This is a genomic window from Flavobacterium taihuense, from assembly GCF_019351435.1.
GTDB classification, from domain to species: Bacteria; Bacteroidota; Bacteroidia; order Flavobacteriales; family Flavobacteriaceae; genus Flavobacterium; species Flavobacterium taihuense.
In genome coordinates this window covers 152,309-170,144 of sequence record NZ_JAHWYN010000003.1, presented here as the reverse complement: position 1 = coordinate 170,144, position 17,836 = coordinate 152,309, and the positions used below count along the sequence as shown (strand labels likewise).

The following is a 17,836-nucleotide window of genomic DNA, read 5'->3' as shown; positions in this document are numbered from 1 at the left end:
ATGCTAAACATATCCGACAAAAACCCGATAAACAACGAAGCTCTTGAAAAATATTCAACAGTCAAGAATTTGAGCAACAGACCTCATTATAAAATTTTGAATAGAATAATCCTTGTAGTTTCAATTGTAGGTGTTATTGCACTTTTCTTGCCTTGGACACAAAACATTTCGGGTACAGGAGCTGTTACAACATTAAAACCCAATCAGAGACCACAATCCATTCAATCTGTTATTTCGGGTCGAATAGAAAAATGGTACGTTCAAGAGGGAAATTATGTAAAAAAAGGTGACACCATTCTTTTTATATCCGAGATAAAAGAAGATTATATGGATCCGAATTTGGTGAAAAATACCAAAAACCAAGTAGATGCCAAAAAACAATCGTTGGAATCCTATGGTTCCAAAGTAGCAACGCTTTCTGTCCAAATGCAAGCCATAGAAAGAGAAAAAGGCTTAAAACTCAAGCAAGCCGAGAATAAAATAAAACAAGCTCGTTTGAAAATAAAAAGCGACAGTATGGATCTTGAAGCGGTAAAAACACAATTAAAAATCGCAACCACACAATTCAATCGTTCTTTACAATTAAACAAAGAAGGACTAAAAGCTTTATCTGATGTAGAAGAAAAACGCTTAAAACTACAGGAAGTTGAAGCTAAAATAATTACACAAGAAAATAAATTTTACACCAGTAAAAATGAATATATAAATGCCGAAGTAGAAATCAACCGAATATCAGCAGAGTATTCCGAGAAAACATCCAAGGCACAAAGTGACCAATACACAGCAATGAGCAATCAATACGATACGGAAGCTCAAGTAAGTAAATTAGAGAATCAATATGCCAATTATAGCATCCGAAATGGAATGTATTATATCAAAGCTCCTCAAAGTGGTTATATCAATAGAGCCTTACAATCGGGTATTGGAGAAAACATAAAAGAAGGAACTCCTATTGCAACGATTATGCCTTCTAATTATGACATTGCAGTAGAATCTTTTGTAGATCCAATAGATTTACCTTTAATCAAAAAAGGAGAAAAAGTAAGAGTTTGGTTTGATGGTTGGCCAACAATTGTATTTTCTGGATGGCCTGATATGTCTTATGGAACTTTTGGTGGTGAAGTCGTAGCTATTGAAAACTTTATCAGTGACAATGGGAAATTTCGAATCCTAATTGCGCCCGATAAAAACGAAGCACCTTGGCCTAAACAATTAAGCATTGGATCTGGCGCACAAACCATAGCTTTGCTAAATACGGTTCCCGTTTGGTTTGAATTTTGGAGAACACTTAACGGTTTTCCTCCTAATTATTACAAAGGAAAAGAGAAACCTTCAAAAGAAAAAAAATAATGCGATATCTTATTTTTATATTCACTTTATTTGGATTGTCTATTTATGGCCAGTCCAGTAACGAATCCACATTACCAACAAATCTCAAAGAAATGAGTTATAATGAGTTTTTGGGTTTTGTAAAAATGTACCATCCCTTGGTAAAAAATGCCAACTTGGAAATCAGCAAAGCACAAGCTAACCTGATGATGGCACGTGGAGGTTTTGACCCAAAATTGGAATTAAATTATAATAAAAAACAGTTTCAAGGCACTGAATATTATTCGATACTAAACAGTAGTTTCAAAATCCCAACTTGGTATGGAATAGACATCAAAGCAGGATTTGATGAAAACGAGGGCTACTATCTTAATCCGCAAAACAAAACTCCTAGCAACGGATTGACTTCGCTCGGAATTAGTGTTCCTCTTGGACAAGGATTACTGATTAATCAAAGGATGGCCGATTTACAAAAAGCTAAAATTCAAGTCAAATTAAGCCAAGCAGAGCAGAAGTTAGAAGCTATTGCCGTTTTATATGATGCTTCAGTCGCGTATTTTAATTGGAAGAAAAATTACGAAGAATATTTGCTTTATGAAAATTACAGCACCAATGCCCAAAAGCGCTATGAAGGAATAGAATCTTTGATAAAACAAGGAGACAAGCCTGCTATAGACAGTGTAGAAGCTGGAATTGTTGTCAAAAACAGATTGCTGGCACTTGAAGATTCAAAATTAAAATTAACAAAAGCCAAGTTAGAATTATCCAATTTTCTTTGGTTAGAAAACAACATACCATTGGAACTGGCAGATGTCATTATTCCTGAAAAAAAATTGGGCCAAACTATTCAGGAAACACTCAATATTAGCAATTTAATCAATCAAGAATCATCATTAATTAATCATCCAAAAATTGAAGCACTACAGAGCAAAATCGATTTATTGACGGTAGAGAAAAAAATGAAAGCCAACATGCTTTTGCCTAAAATTGATGTAGGATATTCGTATTTGGCACAACCCAATCCGACCAAACCCAACAGTTCTGACAATTACAAAGTAGGAGTTGATTTTTATTTCCCTTTGTTTCTACGAAAAGAAAGAGGCGGTTTGAAACTAGCGCAATACAAAATCCAGGAAACTGAGTTTACTAGAGATCTAGAAAAAGTACAATTATCAAACAAAATAAGTGCCCAAAAAACAGAAATTCAATCTCTGACCAAACAACAAAAATTAATCAACAAATTGGTAACCGATTACGAAACTATGTTGACATCCGAAGAGCGATTATTTACACTAGGAGAAAGTTCACTCTTCCTAATCAACTCGAGAGAAAACAGTTTAGTTAGCGCACAACTTTCACAAATAGCTTTAGAAAATAGGTTTTACACTTCCAACTCAGAATTGTATAAAATTATGGCCAATCCAAATTGATTTGTGCTAAAATAAGAAAGAGAGTTTTTTACATCAAAAAGACTCTCTTTCATTTTAAAATACAATCAGTTTATAAAATTATGCAACACAAGTTCAACAGCATAAATTAAAAGCCCCACCAAACCGCCTACAAGTGTTCCGTTAATTCGAATGTATTGCAAATCGCCACCAATTTCTAGTTCTAATTTTTTCGAAACCTCATCGGTATCCCAACTTTTTACGGTAGAAGAAATCAATTCACCAATCATCTTTTTATTATTGATAAGCACGGAAAGAACATCATTTTTGATAAAATTATTAATCTTATCCATCATCAATTGATCGGCTTGTATTCCTTTTCCAAAACTCTGAATCATATTGGCAATACTATTTTTGATTGTTGACTCCTCTTTTTGATTTAGATCATTGGCAATAGCCGTTTTGATTTCCAACCAAATGCCACTAATATAATCCTGCACTTCCTTTTTATTAGCAAAGCCAAGAACCAAATCATTGACTTTTTGTTGCATTTCGGGTGATTCTTTCAACTCGATTATAAAATCCACCACATAGTTGTTTACTTTTTTTCGAATAATGCTGTCTTGATGACTTGCCTGTTCCAGAAAATTATACAATCCATTGAAAATCCCTTCTGTTATTTTTTTATCGGCCAAGCCAAAAGAAAGAAATGGAGTCGAACTTTTTACTTTTTCTCCAATCAGATGTTTGTTGTTTTGCAATTCCACAATTAGAGTTCTCAAAACATTGGTCACCAATTCTTCTTGTTTATCGCTTTTAGCCAATGATTCTAAACCAAGAGCAATCCATTCGGCAAAATTTACTTTGCTTAATTTACCACTAAACTGGGTTTGTATAAAATGTTGAACTTCTTCATCATCTATCGTTTTCAAAAGGCCAGGAATCACGTTTTCAGCAATTAAATTCGCTACAGTATTAGCATTTTTTTCATCTATCAACCAATCCGAAGCTTTTACAGCCACATTAAATTGCTCTATTTTCAGTTCCAATTTTTCTCTAGTCAAAAACTCATCTGAAACAAAATTCCCAAGATTCTCGCCTATTTTATCTTTATTACTAGGAATCAAAGCCGTATGTGGTATCGGAATCCCAAGCGGATGCCTGAACAAAGCCACGACAGCAAACCAATCGGCAATTCCCCCCACCATAGCGGCTTCGCTAAAAGCTTTGAGCCAATCAATTTTATAAACATTAGCAACCACAAAAAGAACCACTGCAAATCCCAATAGGATAAGCGCGTTTCTTTTCATTTTAGCCAAATCCTTCTCTTTTTTACTATCTTCTTCTATGGATGCATTCATAATATAACGAATTGATTTCTTAGCTAATTTAAGCATTTAAAGTACTACAAATCCTAAAAAAAACATAAGTCTCCAAATCGCAGTAGGATTTCGTTCCAGTTTTAAAGTCTTAAAAATTAAAACAAACCCAATACAAAAGAAATAATTTTAAAAGTGTATTTTTGCACTCTGAAAATTCGAAAACATGATTATTCAAAAAACACGTGAGGAAATAGAATTAATGCGCGAAAGTGCCTTAATCGTATCAAAAACATTAGGAATGATTGCTTCTGAAATAAAAGAAGGAGTTACCACATTATATCTAGACAAAAGAGCCGAAGAATTCATTCGTGATCACGGTGCTGTCCCTAGTTTTCTGGGACTTTATGGATTCCCGAATTCATTGTGTATGAGTCCAAATTCACAAGTTGTACACGGAATTCCGAACAACAAACCCTTAGAAAGCGGTGATGTAATTTCGGTTGACTGCGGTGCTTTCAAAAACGGATTTCACGGGGATCACGCCTACTCTTTCGAAATTGGAGAAGTAGCCGAAGAAACTAAAAAATTATTACGCATAACCAAAGAATCGCTATACGTTGGAATCCGCGAATTGCGTGTGGGTAATCGTGTGGAAGATGTTGGTAATGCGATTCAAAAATACACCGAAGCACATGGTTATGGTGTGGTTCGAGAATTAGTGGGTCACGGTGTTGGTCAAAAAATGCATGAAGATCCAGAAATGCCAAACTACGGTAAAAAAGGCCGTGGAAAACTTTTCATCGAAGGAATGGTTGTTGCCATTGAACCGATGATCAATATGGGAACCAAAAACATCAAACAGCATAAAGACGGCTGGACAATTACCACTGCCGACGGAAAACCATCTGCGCATTTTGAACACGATGTAGCTATTATCGATGGAAAACCTGAAATTTTATCGACGTTTGCTTATATCTACAAAGAATTGGGAATCGTGAGCAATGAAGAAGATGAGTTTAGAAAAGTGCCTTTGGTTATTTAAACACGAATTGCACGAACTAAATTAAAAAATAGACACAAATTTCACGAATTAGCACGAATTCTATAGGCTTAAAAATTTCACGAATAATTCATTAATATGGATGATATTTACTTAAAAGAAGAGTCCTATAAGATTATTGGTCTTTGTATGGAGGTTCATAAAATTCTTGGCAAAGGTCATAGTGAAGTGGTTTACAAAGATGCTTTAGAACATGAATTTAGAATTAATTCAATCCCTTTTGAACGAGAAAAGATTTACGAAATTGAATATAAAGATATTATTTTACCACGAAAATACATAGCTGATTTTGTGGTTTTTAATGAAATAATATTTGAAGTAAAAGCGATTTCACAATTAACAAATAGTGATATCAAACAAACATTAAATTATTTAGCATCATCTAAAAACAAATTAGGCTTATTAGCCAATTTTGGAGAAGATAGTCTAAAATACAAAAGAATAATTTTATAGTCCCAAATTAGTGAAATTCATATTAGCCGTAATTAATTCGTGCAAATTCGTGAAATTCGTGTTTAAATTTTTATCAAATGAAATCTGTGTTTAAACTTATACTCAATACAATCCCACGTCCCATTCTTATTCGTTTAAGTTATGTTGCTCGTCCTTTTATCGCTTTTTCATTAAAAGGAGATAAATATACAGACCCAATTGACGGGAAAAGTTTCAAATCGTTCTTGCCTTATGGATACGAAAAACAACGCAACAATGTGCTTTCGCCAAGTACGCTTTCACTGGAAAGACACCGTTTGCTCTGGTTATACCTAAATGAGCAAACCGATTTTTTTACCGCTCCAAAGAAAGTATTGCATTTTGCGCCAGAACAAGCTTTTTACAAACTGTTCCGCAAGCAAAAAAATTTGGATTACACTACAACCGACTTATTTTCTCCTTTGGCAGATGTAAAAGCAGATATCTGTAATTTGCCTTTTGAAGACAATCAATACGATATTATACTTTGCAACCACGTTTTGGAACACATTCCAGATGACACCAAAGCCATGCAGGAGTTATACCGCGTTTTGAAACCGGGCGGAATGGCTATTTTGCAAATCCCGCAAGATTTAAAAAGAGATGTAACCTTTGCTGATGATACGATTACCGACCAAAAAGAACGTGCAAAAATATTTGGACAATATGACCACGTGCGTATTTATGGCCGTGATTATTTTGATAAATTAAGAAGCATTGGTTTTACTGTTATCGAAGAAGATTACACCAATAAAATAGCTCCAGAATTGGTAGAAAAATATTGTTTGGCAAAAGGAGAAATCATTCCAGTTTGTTTTAAATAATTATTTTACAACAAGATAAAAACAAAATAAATTTCACAAATTTGCACAAATTAATCTGTGTGAATTTGTGAAATCTGTGTTTAAACTCTCTAACAATCAAATAATTTTAGCGTTTGAAAACCGAAAATTCCTTTCAGTTCTGCTTTGATATTAGTTTTGAGCAAAAGCTAAACACCTATATTCCGACCGCTTATATTGTAGGACATTCTGAAGCTATAACTTATCTGGACAAAAAAGCGAGTCCCGAGGTACTTCAAAGTTTTGGTGTGATTATTGAAAATTTAGATACAAACACAAAAAAAGTTTTATCCCTTTGTGAAGCACTCAAACCCGAAGTTATTTTTAAGAAATTCCGCAAAAATAGCAAATCAGTCAAAAATATTGAAGATTTGTTCAAAGACAGCAAACTGCAATTTGGGATTCAGCAATTCATAAAAACAAATTTAGACCAGTTTTACACTTTAGTTTGTGAAGACAATTTCCCGCTCTCGCTGAATTTGGGAAAAGAAAAAGATTTTCGCATTAGTCAAATTACCACTACAAATCCAAAATTGGAAACCAGTCTTCAATTTGACAAACACGAAAACGGAATTTCTTATACGTTACTTTTAAAAGACGAAGCAACGACATTCTACCCATCAAACACAGACATCACGTTACTTTTGGACGAACCTGGCTGGCTAGTTGCTTACCATAAATTGCATCTTTTAAAAAATATCAACACCAAAAAAATTATTCCTTTTTTGAAAAAGAAAACCATCGAAATTCCTTCGAAAATGGTTTCTGAATACTTTGAAAAATTCATCAAGGACGTGGCAAAAAAAGCAGATATAAAAGCCACCGGATTTGCAGTCGAACTCAAGGACAAAATCAAATCTTGTTCACTCGAGTTGTCGCATGATTTTTTTAAAAACACTTATTCTCTAAATCTTTTATTCGACTATGATGGTTTTAGTTTTGACAATAGCAAAACCAAGAAAATCCATTCCGAAATTGACAGCCGAAATCTGGAGGAAATCAAAGTGATTCAATATAAAAGAAAAGCGGTCGAAGAAGCTTCATTTGAAAATAAATTGTTAGAATTTGGCTTTATAAAAACGGAAACCGGTTTGTATGGGCTTTCGCCAAAGGACGAAAAACAAGACCCTTATACCACTATTCAATGGGTTATCGAAAATCAGGAAAACCTCAAATCTTTAGGATTCTCAACAGAAGATCTAAAAATAGACAGCAAGAAAATCGACACTCATAAAGTGGCTATTCAATTTTCGAATGACATCAAAAGCGATTGGTTTGACATCAAAATGATTGTGGTTTGCGAGGCATTTGAATTTAGCTTCACTGAAATTGTTCCGAATATAAAAAACCGAAACCGACTCTTTCTTTTACCAAACGGCAACTATTTTTTGATTCCGATAGAATGGATGACACTTTACGGACCAATGGCGAAATTAGCAAAAGTTCAAAACGGAAATATTATCTTACTTAAAAGCAATTTTGCTGTTTTGGATGGTATTTTAGAACTTAAAAATTCAATACATTTAAAAGGAGAGGTCGAATATCAACCTTCCACTTTGGTAAAAGCAACATTGAGACCCTACCAAATTGAAGGAGTCAAATGGCTTTTGGAACACTACAACAATGGTTTAGGCGCTTGTTTGGCTGATGACATGGGATTGGGAAAAACATTGCAAACATTAACCACATTGGTTGCTGTACAAGAACAATTGGAATTTAAAAAAGCCGAAGACATTCAACTCGATTTGTTTGGAAACGAAATTCCTGTACCCAAAGAATACCTAAAAGCATTAATTGTTTTACCGTCTTCTTTGGTTTTTAACTGGTACAATGAAGCCCGGAAATTCACACCGCATTTCCGCAGAGTGCAATACATTGGCAACGACCGAAAAATGATTTCGAAAAAACTAGAAAAATACGATCTGATTTTTACGAGTTATGCCATCATTTCTAGAGACATTTCGATTTTGGAAAAATACAATTTCAGGTATTTGATTTTGGACGAAAGTCAATACATCAAAAATAAAAACTCCAAAACTTTCAAGGCAATCAACCAAGTAAAAGCCAACCACAAAATATCGTTGAGCGGAACTCCGATAGAAAATTCACTCGATGATTTATGGTCGCAAATGCAATTTATCAATCCAAATATATTGGGAAGTTATTCCTTTTTTGCCGAAAATTATAAATTTCCAATCGAGAAAAAGCAAGACGAGAACAGTTTATTGGAACTGAAAAATCTTATCGCCCCTTTTATTCTGCGACGCACCAAAGAGCAGGTTTTAAAAGATTTACCCGAATTGTCCGAGCAGATTTACTATTGTGAAATGGAACCCGAACAAGAGAAGTTGTACGAAGAGGAAAAATCCAAAGCCCGAAACTTCCTTTTGAAAACCGAAGGACCAAACAGAGACAAAATCAGCATTATCAACACATTGATGCGTTTGAGGCAATTGAGCAATCACCCTAAAATGATCGATTCCAAATCGGAAATGGATTCGGGAAAATACATTGCCGTGACCCGATATTTGGAAACATTGGTACAATCCAACCAAAAAACAATTGTATTCAGTTCGTTTGTATCCAATTTGGATTTTTATAAAACTTGGTGCAAGGAAAATAAAATCGATTTCTGTGAACTCACGGGAGAAACCCCTTTGAAAGAAAGGCAATACCAAGTCAATCGTTTCCAGGAACAGGAAAAACCATTGCTCTTTTTTATCTCTTTAAAAGCGGGTGGCGTTGGACTTAATATTACCAAAGCATCTTATGTCGTTTTTCTAGATCCTTGGTGGAATCCTTTTTCGGAAAAACAGGGAATTGGTCGTGCGCATCGAATTGGCCAGATGAATAAAGTAAATGTGATTCGGTTTATCACCAAAAATACTGTTGAAGAAAAAATCATCCGCTTACAGGAAAGCAAAAAACTGTTAGCCGATTCTCTTTTGGATGAAAATTACATCAGCACTGAAATTGAGGAGAATTTGGATTTTATACTTGAATAGCTTTAGGCTTTAAGCTATACGCAATAAGCCTTTCGCCTAAAGCTTAGTGCATACAGCTAACATATAATTTGTATATTTACGACTCATGAACGAAAATCAATAATGAAATCAATAGCCGTTTTACTTCTTTCATTCTTTTCCCTAACTGGTACTGCCCAAGTTGAGACTGAAATAGCACCTCCTTATAACATCAAAACGGTATCTTTTGTTCAGAATAGTCAAAACGTAGTTCCTATATTTAGATTGGGAGAACAATTTGAGTTTCAATTTGATGACTTATTTGGCAATGAAGCCGACTACTATTACGAAATCACACATTGCGATTATAATTGGATTCCAACTGACATTCCAAAAAGCGAATACTTAAAAGGTTTTGACGGTCAAAAAATTCAAGAATATGTCAACTCTTTTAATACTTTACAGACTTTTACCCATTATAAATTATCTATTCCTAATAATTACACTAAAATACTCTTGAGCGGTAATTATGTTCTAACCATTTTAAATTCTGACAAAGAGGTAGTTTTGAAGAGGTATTTCATCTTTTATGAAGACTTGGTTTCAGTACCTTTAAAAATTAAAAGACCTCGAACGGTAAAAAACATTTATTCGAAACACAATTTGGAATTTGAAATCAAAACTGGAGATCAAATGTTGTTTCAAAATCCAATGCAAAATCTAAAGGTAGTTTTGTTACAAAATGGAAAATTCAATACTGCTATAAAAAATGTGCCACCTCAATACACAGTCAGTAATAATTTTATCTATAAATACGATCAGGAAACGCAGTTTTGGGCGGGTAATGAATTTTTAAATTTTGATTCGAAAGACATCAAAAACGCCAATAATTACGTGAGCTTCATCAACTCCGACAATGACATTTACAATACCCATTTATACACCAATAATGATAAATCTAGTTTTCCTTACACCAATTTTTCGGATATTAACGGAAATTTTTCTGTTCGAAAACTGGACGGTGAAAACAACATCATTGAATCGGATTATTCGTGGGTTTATTTCAGTCTCTCTGCTCCTTTGGCTAATCCAAGTTCATCCATTTATGTAGTTGGAATGTTCAATAATTACAGCACAACTCCCGAATACAAAATGGATTTTAATCAAAAAAATGGTCTTTACGAAAAAGCAATTTTAATCAAACAAGGATTTACAAACTACCAATACCTAACTCTTAACAGCAAAGGGATTATCGACCAAGAGAATGCTATTGACGGAAATTTTTATCAAACTGAAAACGACTATACCATATTGGTTTATTATAAAGGAAGTGCAGATCGCTATGAAAAAGTCATAGGAAGAGGAACCGCAAATTCATTAAACATAACAAATTAGAAAACTTTGAAAATTTTTAAATAAAATATTCAATTTTTTCGTAGATTTGTCACCATACAGTACCTAATTAGCTCATTAACATGGTTTCACAAATAACAAGAGGCATTAAAATTTCAGTATTGACTAGTTTTGAAGGGACATACTTCAAAAACTATAAGATTCACTTTGCTTTTAGTTATGAAATCACGATAGAAAATCACAGTAAAGATTCAGTACAATTAACATCCCGTCATTGGGAAATTTACGATTCTTTGAATGATTTAGAATATGTAGACGGAGAAGGTGTTATAGGAAAAAAACCGGTTTTGAAACCTGGTGAGTTACATACCTACAGTTCAGGTTGTTTATTATCCTCTCCTTATGGCGCCATGAAAGGGTATTTCAACATGATTAATTTCACTTCCACTAAATCTTTCAGAGTTATAGTACCCACCTTTAGAATGTGTGCTCCTTTTGCTTTGAATTAATTTGACTTTAATTATGACATTTTTAGCATAATTTAAATCTTTCCTTTGTACTTTTGCATCAAATTTATAATCGTTTAATATTTAATTATAGAGATATGCTAAAAGGATTTTTCAATGTACCAAAAGCGGTAAACGAACCCGTAAAAGGATACGCACCTAATTCCCCCGAAAAAGCAGCTGTTTTATCAGCTTATAAAGAAATGTGGAATACTAAAATTGACGTTCCATTGTATATTGGTAGCGAAGAAATTAGAACAGGGAATACCAAAAACATGACCGCTCCACACGATCACCAGCATATCGTAGGAACCTATCATTTGGCAGAAAAAGGACACGTACAAAAAGCTATCGCCAATGCATTGGAATCCAGAACAGCATGGGCAAATATGGCTTGGGAACAAAGAGCTGCTATTTTCCTTAAAGCTGCCGAATTAATCGCCGGTCCATACAGAGCAAGGATCAATGCTGCAACAATGATTGGTCAGTCCAAAAATATTCATCAAGCCGAAATTGACGCTGCCTGTGAATTGATTGATTTTTTACGTTTTAACGTGGAATTCATGACTCAAATTTATGCAGACCAGCCAAAATCGGCATCCGATATGTGGAACCGTTTAGAATATAGACCTCTTGAAGGTTTTGTATACGCGATAACTCCATTCAACTTTACTGCTATTGCTGCAAATTTACCTGCAAGTGCCGCCATGATGGGGAATGTTGTAGTTTGGAAACCAAGTGACAGTCAAGTATTCTCTGCAAAAGTTATTATTGACGTATTCAAAGAAGCTGGAGTTCCTGACGGAGTTATCAACGTTGTATTTGGAGATGCATTAATGATCACCGACACTGTTTTGGCAAGTCGTGATTTTGCTGGAATCCACTTTACAGGTTCTACTCATGTATTCAAAGATATTTGGGCAAAAATTGGAACAAACATTCACCATTACAAAACATATCCGAGAATTGTTGGAGAAACTGGTGGTAAAGATTTTATCATTGCTCACCCAAGTGCCAACCCAAAACAAGTGGCTACAGGAATTGTTCGTGGAGCATTTGAATTTCAAGGACAAAAATGTTCTGCTGCTTCAAGAGCTTATGTACCACAAAGCTTATGGCCTGCTATTAAAGAGCAATTGATTACAGATACAAAATCAATGAAAATGGGCTCTCCAGAAGATTTCAGCAACTTTATTACTGCTGTTATCCATGAAGGCTCTTTTGATAAATTGGCTAGTTTTATTGACCAAGCCAAAAAAGATGCTGATGCCGAAATTATAGTTGGTGGAAATTACGACAAATCAGTTGGTTATTTTATTGAGCCAACAATTATCGTAACTACAGATCCTCATTATAGCACTATGGAAACCGAATTATTCGGACCAGTTATGACCATTTTTGTTTATGAGGATGCTAAATGGTCTGAAACGCTGAAATTAGTAGATTCTACTTCTGAATATGCTTTAACTGGAGCTGTTTTCAGTCAAGACCGTTACGCTATTGAAGAAGCGACAACCGCTTTACAAAATGCAGCCGGAAACTTCTACATCAATGACAAACCAACCGGAGCTATCGTAGGAATGCAGCCTTTTGGTGGAGCAAGAGCTTCTGGAACCAATGATAAAGCAGGTTCTGCATTGAATCTATTGCGTTGGGCTTCTCCAAGAACAATCAAAGAAACGTTTGTAACTCCAACAGATTATAGATATCCTTTCTTGGGAGAATAGTCCTAAAGTTGAAGGTCAAAAGTCTTGAAGACTTTATAAATATAAAAGCCGAATCTTAAATTAAGATTCGGCTTTTTACTTTTTACAAGTTTGAACAAACTTGAAACCTGAAACTTTTCTACACCACAAATTTCAATGGTAAGTGAACTACTTTCTTAGTCTCGAAGAATTCATCTTCAAAGAAATCAGAAATGTTATACTCTGTAGCTTTCGGGAAATCTTTTAGTTCTTCGGTTAAATCACCGCCCTTCAAATAAAGAATACCGTTTTTCAGCTGGTGTTTGTTTTGCTTCTTAATTTTTGTTTTCACCCAAGAAACAAAATCAGGCATATTGGTCACCGCCCGGCTTACGATAAAATCAAAATCTCCTTTCACGTTTTCGGCACGAAGTTGTTCCGCTTTTACATTTTTCAGTTCTAATGCTTCTGCAACGGCTTGAACCACTTTAATTTTCTTGGCAATAATATCGATCAGAAAAAAACGGGTTTCCGGAAAAAGAATAGCCAATGGAATCCCAGGAAAACCACCTCCAGTGCCTACATCCAAGACATAAGTCCCTGGTTCAAACTTATTAACTTTGACAATAGCCAAAGAATGCAATATGTGTTTAGTGTACAAAGAATCAATGTCTTTACGTGAAATTACATTGATTTTTTCATTCCAATCGTGGTATAAAAAATCCAATTTTTGAAACTGTTCTATCTGATTATCAGATAGGTTAGGAAAATACTTTAGAATCTCGTCCATCTTAAAAAATTTTAACAAAAGTACTGCTTTTAGATTAGAAATATTTAACTCAATATTGTATGTTGAAAATTTATATTGGTTACCTTTGCAAATATTCAGAAAATTATATGAACAATACCGCACCTACATTTGCAAAACAAGACAATTTAAAGTTTTTCAGAACACTTAATTCTCGAGTTAACAGCTATTTCAAAGAAAATAATATAGAAAAAACTGGAAACTGGAAAATTCATTTGAAAACTATTATTCTTTTTACTGTCTTCCTTGTGCCCTACTTTTTGATACTTACTTTAGACATGCCCTTTTGGGCACACCTTTTATTGACCATTGTCATGGGAATTGGAATGGCTGGAATTGGGATGAATGTGATGCACGATGCCAATCACGGATCGTATTCAACCAAAAGTTGGGTCAATAAATTCATGGGAGGAACCATATATGTATTAGCAGGAAACGTACACAACTGGCAAGTACAGCACAATGTATTGCACCATACTTACACAAACATTATAGGTCATGACGAAGACTTAGAAGCAGGAAGAATCATGCGTTTCTCCAAAGAAGCCGAATGGCACAAATTTCATAAATTCCAACAATATTACGCCGTGTTTTTATACGGATTATTAACTTTTAACTGGGCTATTACTACTGATTTCAAACAAATGAGCAGTTACCTAAAAAGAAAATTATCGTATGGTGAACCTAAAAGTCCAAAAGTACTTTGGACTACATTAATCATCACAAAAGTTATTTATTTATCTATTTGGATCGTTTTACCAATTGTTATCGGAATCACTTGGTGGAAAGTACTTATCGGATTCTTTGTAATGCACTATACCGCTGGATTAATTTTAAGCATCGTATTCCAATTGGCACACGTTGTTGACGAAGCTGCCAATCCTCAACCAAACGAAGTTGGCGAAATGGAAAATACTTGGGCCATTCACCAATTGTTTACTACAGTCAATTTTGCGCCAAAAAACAAAATTGTAAACTGGTATACAGGAGGTTTAAACCACCAAATTGAGCACCATATTTTTCCACACATTAGCCACGTTCATTATGGCAAAATTGCAAAAATAGTAAAAGAAACGGCCAAAGAATGCCAATTACCTTATTACGAATACAAGACAATGACAGCAGCTGTTGTTGCCCACTTTAAACATCTAAGAACATTGGGTCTAGAACCCTCTCTATAATAATTATCTAAAAAAGAATAAACCAAAAAATTACATTTTAATGAGCAATCCACTTTCAGACAGAATTAACAATCTAGCTACATCCCAAACATTAGCGATGGCTGCATTGGCAAGAGAATTAAAAGCACAAGGAAAAGACATTATCAGTTTAAGTTTAGGTGAGCCTGACTTCAATACCCCAGATTTTATCAAAGAAGCTGCAAAACGCGCTATCGATGAAAACTACAGCACATATTCTCCAGTAGAAGGTTACGCAGAATTGAAAGAAGCAATTTGCAGAAAATTCAAAAGAGACAACAATTTAGATTACAAACCATCACAAATTGTGGTTTCAACAGGAGCCAAACAATCTTTATACAATATAGCACAAGTAATGCTTAACGATGGCGACGAGGTAATTTTACCAGCGCCATATTGGGTAAGTTATTTTGAAATCGTTAAATTATCAGGAGGAGTTCCAGTAGAAGTTCCAACTTCTGTAGACACTGATTTCAAAATCACTCCAGAACAATTAGAAGCAGCGATCACACCAAAAACAAAAATGATGTGGTTTAGTTCTCCTTGTAACCCAAGTGGATCAGTTTACAACAGAGAAGAATTGACTGCTCTTGCTAAAGTATTGGGAAAACACCCACACGTATATGTAGTGGCTGACGAAATTTATGAGCATATCAATTTCTCAGGAACTTTTTGCAGTATCGCTTCTATACCAGGAATGTTAGAAAAAACAATAACTGTAAACGGAGTTGCCAAAGCATTTGCTATGACAGGATGGAGAATAGGATACATTGGAGCACCAGAATTTATTGCAAAAGCATGTACTAAAATTCAAGGGCAAGTAACCAGCGGAGCCAACAGTATTGCACAACGCGCTACAATTACAGCCGTAGATGCTGACCCATCTGTATTGAAACACATGGTTGACGCGTTCCACAGCCGTAGAGATTTAGTGGTAGGATTATTAAAAGAAATTCCAGGAATCAAAATCAACGTTCCAGAAGGAGCATTCTATGTATTCCCAGATGTTTCCTCTTTCTTCGGAAAAACATTAAAAGGAACATTAATCAAAGATGCCAATGATTTCTCAATGTATCTTTTGGCTGAAGCTTGTGTAGCAACTGTAACCGGAGACGCTTTTGGAAACCCAAATTGCATCCGTTTCTCTTACGCAACAAGCGAAGAATTACTAAAAGAAGCTTTACGCAGAATCAAAGAAGCGGTTTCGCTTACTGAAGTTCTAGCTTAAATAGAATTTATTTCAATTATAAAATAGTTTAAGGTTTAAAGTGTCATCGCTTTATGCTTTAAACTGTTTTTTTTTTAAGCAAAACCCAAACAACTTCCTCTCCTTTTTATACTCAGATAAAACTGGTTTTATTGGCAAAAAATCCGTAACTTCATGATTCTAAACTGCTAGAAAAATGAAGAAATCAATTGTATTAATCGGAACTATATTAGTCTCCTTTTCGACATTTGCCCAGCATGAAAAACTAGACCCCAACACTGTTACTATTTCAGCCAATTACAGTTTTTCGGATCCATCTTTGTATGGTATCAGTGCCGAATTTGGCAACAGTGATTTTTTCCTTTTCGATGAATATACTTCCACCCTATTAAACATTTCGGCCTCACAATTGAATTATGACAATAATTTGGTAAAGGTAAAAGGGAATGGTTACACCATTGAACTAGGCAAAAGAGTCTATCAAAAAAGAGGTCGTAAATCTGGCGTTTACCTACAATGGCTTATAGCATATTCTAGCACAAACTTTAACGAAAACACTCCTTTAGGCAATTTTGAAGGAAACTATTCCTATTGGAGTTTAATCAATCATGACATTGGATATAAAATAAAAATTGGAAAAAATATTATTCTAGATCCTTCTATTGGGTTCAATTGGAAATGGGAAGTAAAAGGAAAAGGCGATATCGACAACACCTACGTTGACAATTTCGTATTCCGATGCGGCGTAAAATTGGGGTTTAGTTTTTAAACAATTCCATATGAAAAATATTTCTTTCTCTAAAGACACTAAATAATTCTATACTGCTTTTTATTGCAAAAAGACTAATTCTAAAAACTTCAAATGGAAAAATCAACGCCCATCAAACGTCACGAATCACTCAAACAACTCAGTCGAGAACACCATCACGGGTTACTGCTATGTTGGAAAATAAAAGAAGGATTAAAAGCCAATATTGCCCCTGAGCGAATCAAAAAATACGCTGATTGGTTTTGGGAAGCACATCTTGCCACTCACTTTGAAATGGAAGAAAAACACATTTTTAGCATACTTCCCGCCAATAATGAATTAATTAAAAGAGCCATTGCCGAACACAAAAGTTTGAACCAACTTTTTCATACTGAAACCGAATTACTAAAAACATTGGAGAAAATAGAAAAAGAATTAGAAAGTCACATCCGTTTTGAGGAACGCATTTTATTCAACGAAATTCAAAAACACGCAACTGAAGAGCAATTAGAAACAATCCAAAAATTGCATGTTGAAGAAAATTTCGAAGATAATGTATCAGACCCCTTTTGGATTAAATGAAAAATTCGATACAATTTACAGTAATAGAAGACGGCCAAAATCAGCAAATTGAAACTTTCCATGGAGCATACCCCAACTTAATGTACTTGCTTAAAGACAAACTTTTTTTGAACAGCTTTGGCGAATGCGGAGGAATGGGAAAATGCGCAACCTGTATCGTAAAAACGACAGGAATCAAAGGTAATTCGGTTACAAAAGACAGAAACGAACCCAACACACTCATAAAATTAGGCCACACTGAAGAAAACATTCGGTTATCCTGTCAATTATTCATCACTCAAGATTTGGAGGGAGCACAAATCGAAATACTTGAAAATATTTTCTAAATCCAAATTTACTGAAACGAATCTTAAACAAGAGAATTTGGGCGTGC

General features: G+C 34.6%; 16 protein-coding genes. 14 read left to right on the top strand and 2 right to left on the bottom strand.

What is annotated here, in order from left to right; translation table 11 throughout:
- Positions 1-1,350 (top strand): HlyD family secretion protein, encoded by a 1,350-nt coding sequence (locus KZH69_RS04180; RefSeq protein WP_219316206.1) that lies wholly within the window; start codon positions 1-3, stop codon positions 1,348-1,350.
- Entirely contained in the window at positions 1,350-2,759 is a 1,410-nt protein-coding gene (locus tag KZH69_RS04175) for a TolC family protein (protein WP_219316205.1), read from the top strand. The genes KZH69_RS04180 and KZH69_RS04175 overlap by 1 nt, the downstream gene beginning before the upstream one ends.
- Positions 2,760-2,824: 65 nt before the next feature.
- On the opposite strand, the gene KZH69_RS04170 is transcribed toward KZH69_RS04175, so the two are convergent.
- On the bottom strand, positions 2,825-4,078 hold the full coding sequence (locus KZH69_RS04170; RefSeq protein ID WP_219316204.1) for a DUF445 domain-containing protein: 1,254 nt from the start codon (positions 4,076-4,078) through the stop codon (positions 2,825-2,827).
- Between the two features lie 184 nt (positions 4,079-4,262).
- On the opposite strand from KZH69_RS04170, the gene map reads away from it, so the two are divergent.
- The 7 genes from map (at position 4,263) to pruA (ending at position 12,961) form a co-directional block, all read left to right on the top strand.
- Positions 4,263-5,081 carry a type I methionyl aminopeptidase gene (map, locus tag KZH69_RS04165; RefSeq protein WP_219316203.1) on the top strand — a complete coding sequence of 273 codons (819 nt, stop codon included), beginning with the start codon at positions 4,263-4,265 and terminating at the stop codon, positions 5,079-5,081.
- Between the two features lie 96 nt (positions 5,082-5,177).
- Positions 5,178-5,552: a GxxExxY protein gene (locus KZH69_RS04160; RefSeq protein WP_219316202.1), complete on the top strand. Its 375-nt coding sequence runs from the start codon at positions 5,178-5,180 to the stop codon at positions 5,550-5,552.
- 77 nt (positions 5,553-5,629) lie between these two features.
- The gene (locus KZH69_RS04155) at positions 5,630-6,394 is read left to right on the top strand and encodes a class I SAM-dependent methyltransferase (protein WP_219316201.1); all 765 of its coding nucleotides are present in this window, start codon (positions 5,630-5,632) and stop codon (positions 6,392-6,394) included.
- Positions 6,395-6,507: 113 nt separating this feature from the next.
- A complete protein-coding gene (locus tag KZH69_RS04150) occupies positions 6,508-9,417 on the top strand; it encodes a DEAD/DEAH box helicase (RefSeq protein ID WP_219316200.1) in 2,910 nt (969 codons plus the stop codon).
- Positions 9,418-9,519: 102 nt separating this feature from the next.
- Positions 9,520-10,770 carry a type IX secretion system plug protein gene (locus tag KZH69_RS04145; RefSeq protein WP_219316199.1) on the top strand — a complete coding sequence of 417 codons (1,251 nt, stop codon included), beginning with the start codon at positions 9,520-9,522 and terminating at the stop codon, positions 10,768-10,770.
- An 80-nt stretch (positions 10,771-10,850) separates the two neighbouring features.
- Positions 10,851-11,237 (top strand): Co2+/Mg2+ efflux facilitator ApaG/CorD, encoded by a 387-nt coding sequence (apaG, locus tag KZH69_RS04140; protein WP_219316198.1) that lies wholly within the window; start codon positions 10,851-10,853, stop codon positions 11,235-11,237.
- A 95-nt stretch (positions 11,238-11,332) separates the two neighbouring features.
- Positions 11,333-12,961, top strand: coding sequence for an L-glutamate gamma-semialdehyde dehydrogenase (gene pruA, locus KZH69_RS04135; RefSeq protein ID WP_219316197.1), 1,629 nt, complete (start codon positions 11,333-11,335; stop codon positions 12,959-12,961).
- A 118-nt stretch (positions 12,962-13,079) separates the two neighbouring features.
- Here the strand turns inward: pruA and rsmG are convergent, their stop codons facing one another.
- Positions 13,080-13,709, bottom strand: coding sequence for a 16S rRNA (guanine(527)-N(7))-methyltransferase RsmG (rsmG, locus tag KZH69_RS04130; protein WP_219316196.1), 630 nt, complete (start codon positions 13,707-13,709; stop codon positions 13,080-13,082).
- A gap of 107 nt (positions 13,710-13,816) precedes the next feature.
- Here rsmG and KZH69_RS04125 point away from each other — a divergent pair, with 107 nt between their 5' ends.
- The 5 genes from KZH69_RS04125 to KZH69_RS04105 all read left to right on the top strand — a co-directional run bounded on the left by KZH69_RS04125 (position 13,817) and on the right by KZH69_RS04105 (position 17,789).
- Positions 13,817-14,908 (top strand): fatty acid desaturase family protein, encoded by a 1,092-nt coding sequence (locus tag KZH69_RS04125; RefSeq protein ID WP_219316419.1) that lies wholly within the window; start codon positions 13,817-13,819, stop codon positions 14,906-14,908.
- Positions 14,909-14,948: 40 nt separating this feature from the next.
- Positions 14,949-16,154 carry a pyridoxal phosphate-dependent aminotransferase gene (locus KZH69_RS04120; protein ID WP_219316195.1) on the top strand — a complete coding sequence of 402 codons (1,206 nt, stop codon included), beginning with the start codon at positions 14,949-14,951 and terminating at the stop codon, positions 16,152-16,154.
- A gap of 175 nt (positions 16,155-16,329) precedes the next feature.
- Entirely contained in the window at positions 16,330-16,902 is a 573-nt protein-coding gene (locus tag KZH69_RS04115) for a hypothetical protein (protein ID WP_219316194.1), read from the top strand.
- A 93-nt stretch (positions 16,903-16,995) separates the two neighbouring features.
- Entirely contained in the window at positions 16,996-17,463 is a 468-nt protein-coding gene (locus tag KZH69_RS04110) for a hemerythrin domain-containing protein (RefSeq protein WP_219316193.1), read from the top strand.
- Entirely contained in the window at positions 17,460-17,789 is a 330-nt protein-coding gene (locus KZH69_RS04105; RefSeq protein ID WP_219316192.1) for a 2Fe-2S iron-sulfur cluster-binding family protein, read from the top strand. The genes KZH69_RS04110 and KZH69_RS04105 overlap by 4 nt, the downstream gene beginning before the upstream one ends.
- Positions 17,790-17,836 lie beyond the last annotated feature (47 nt).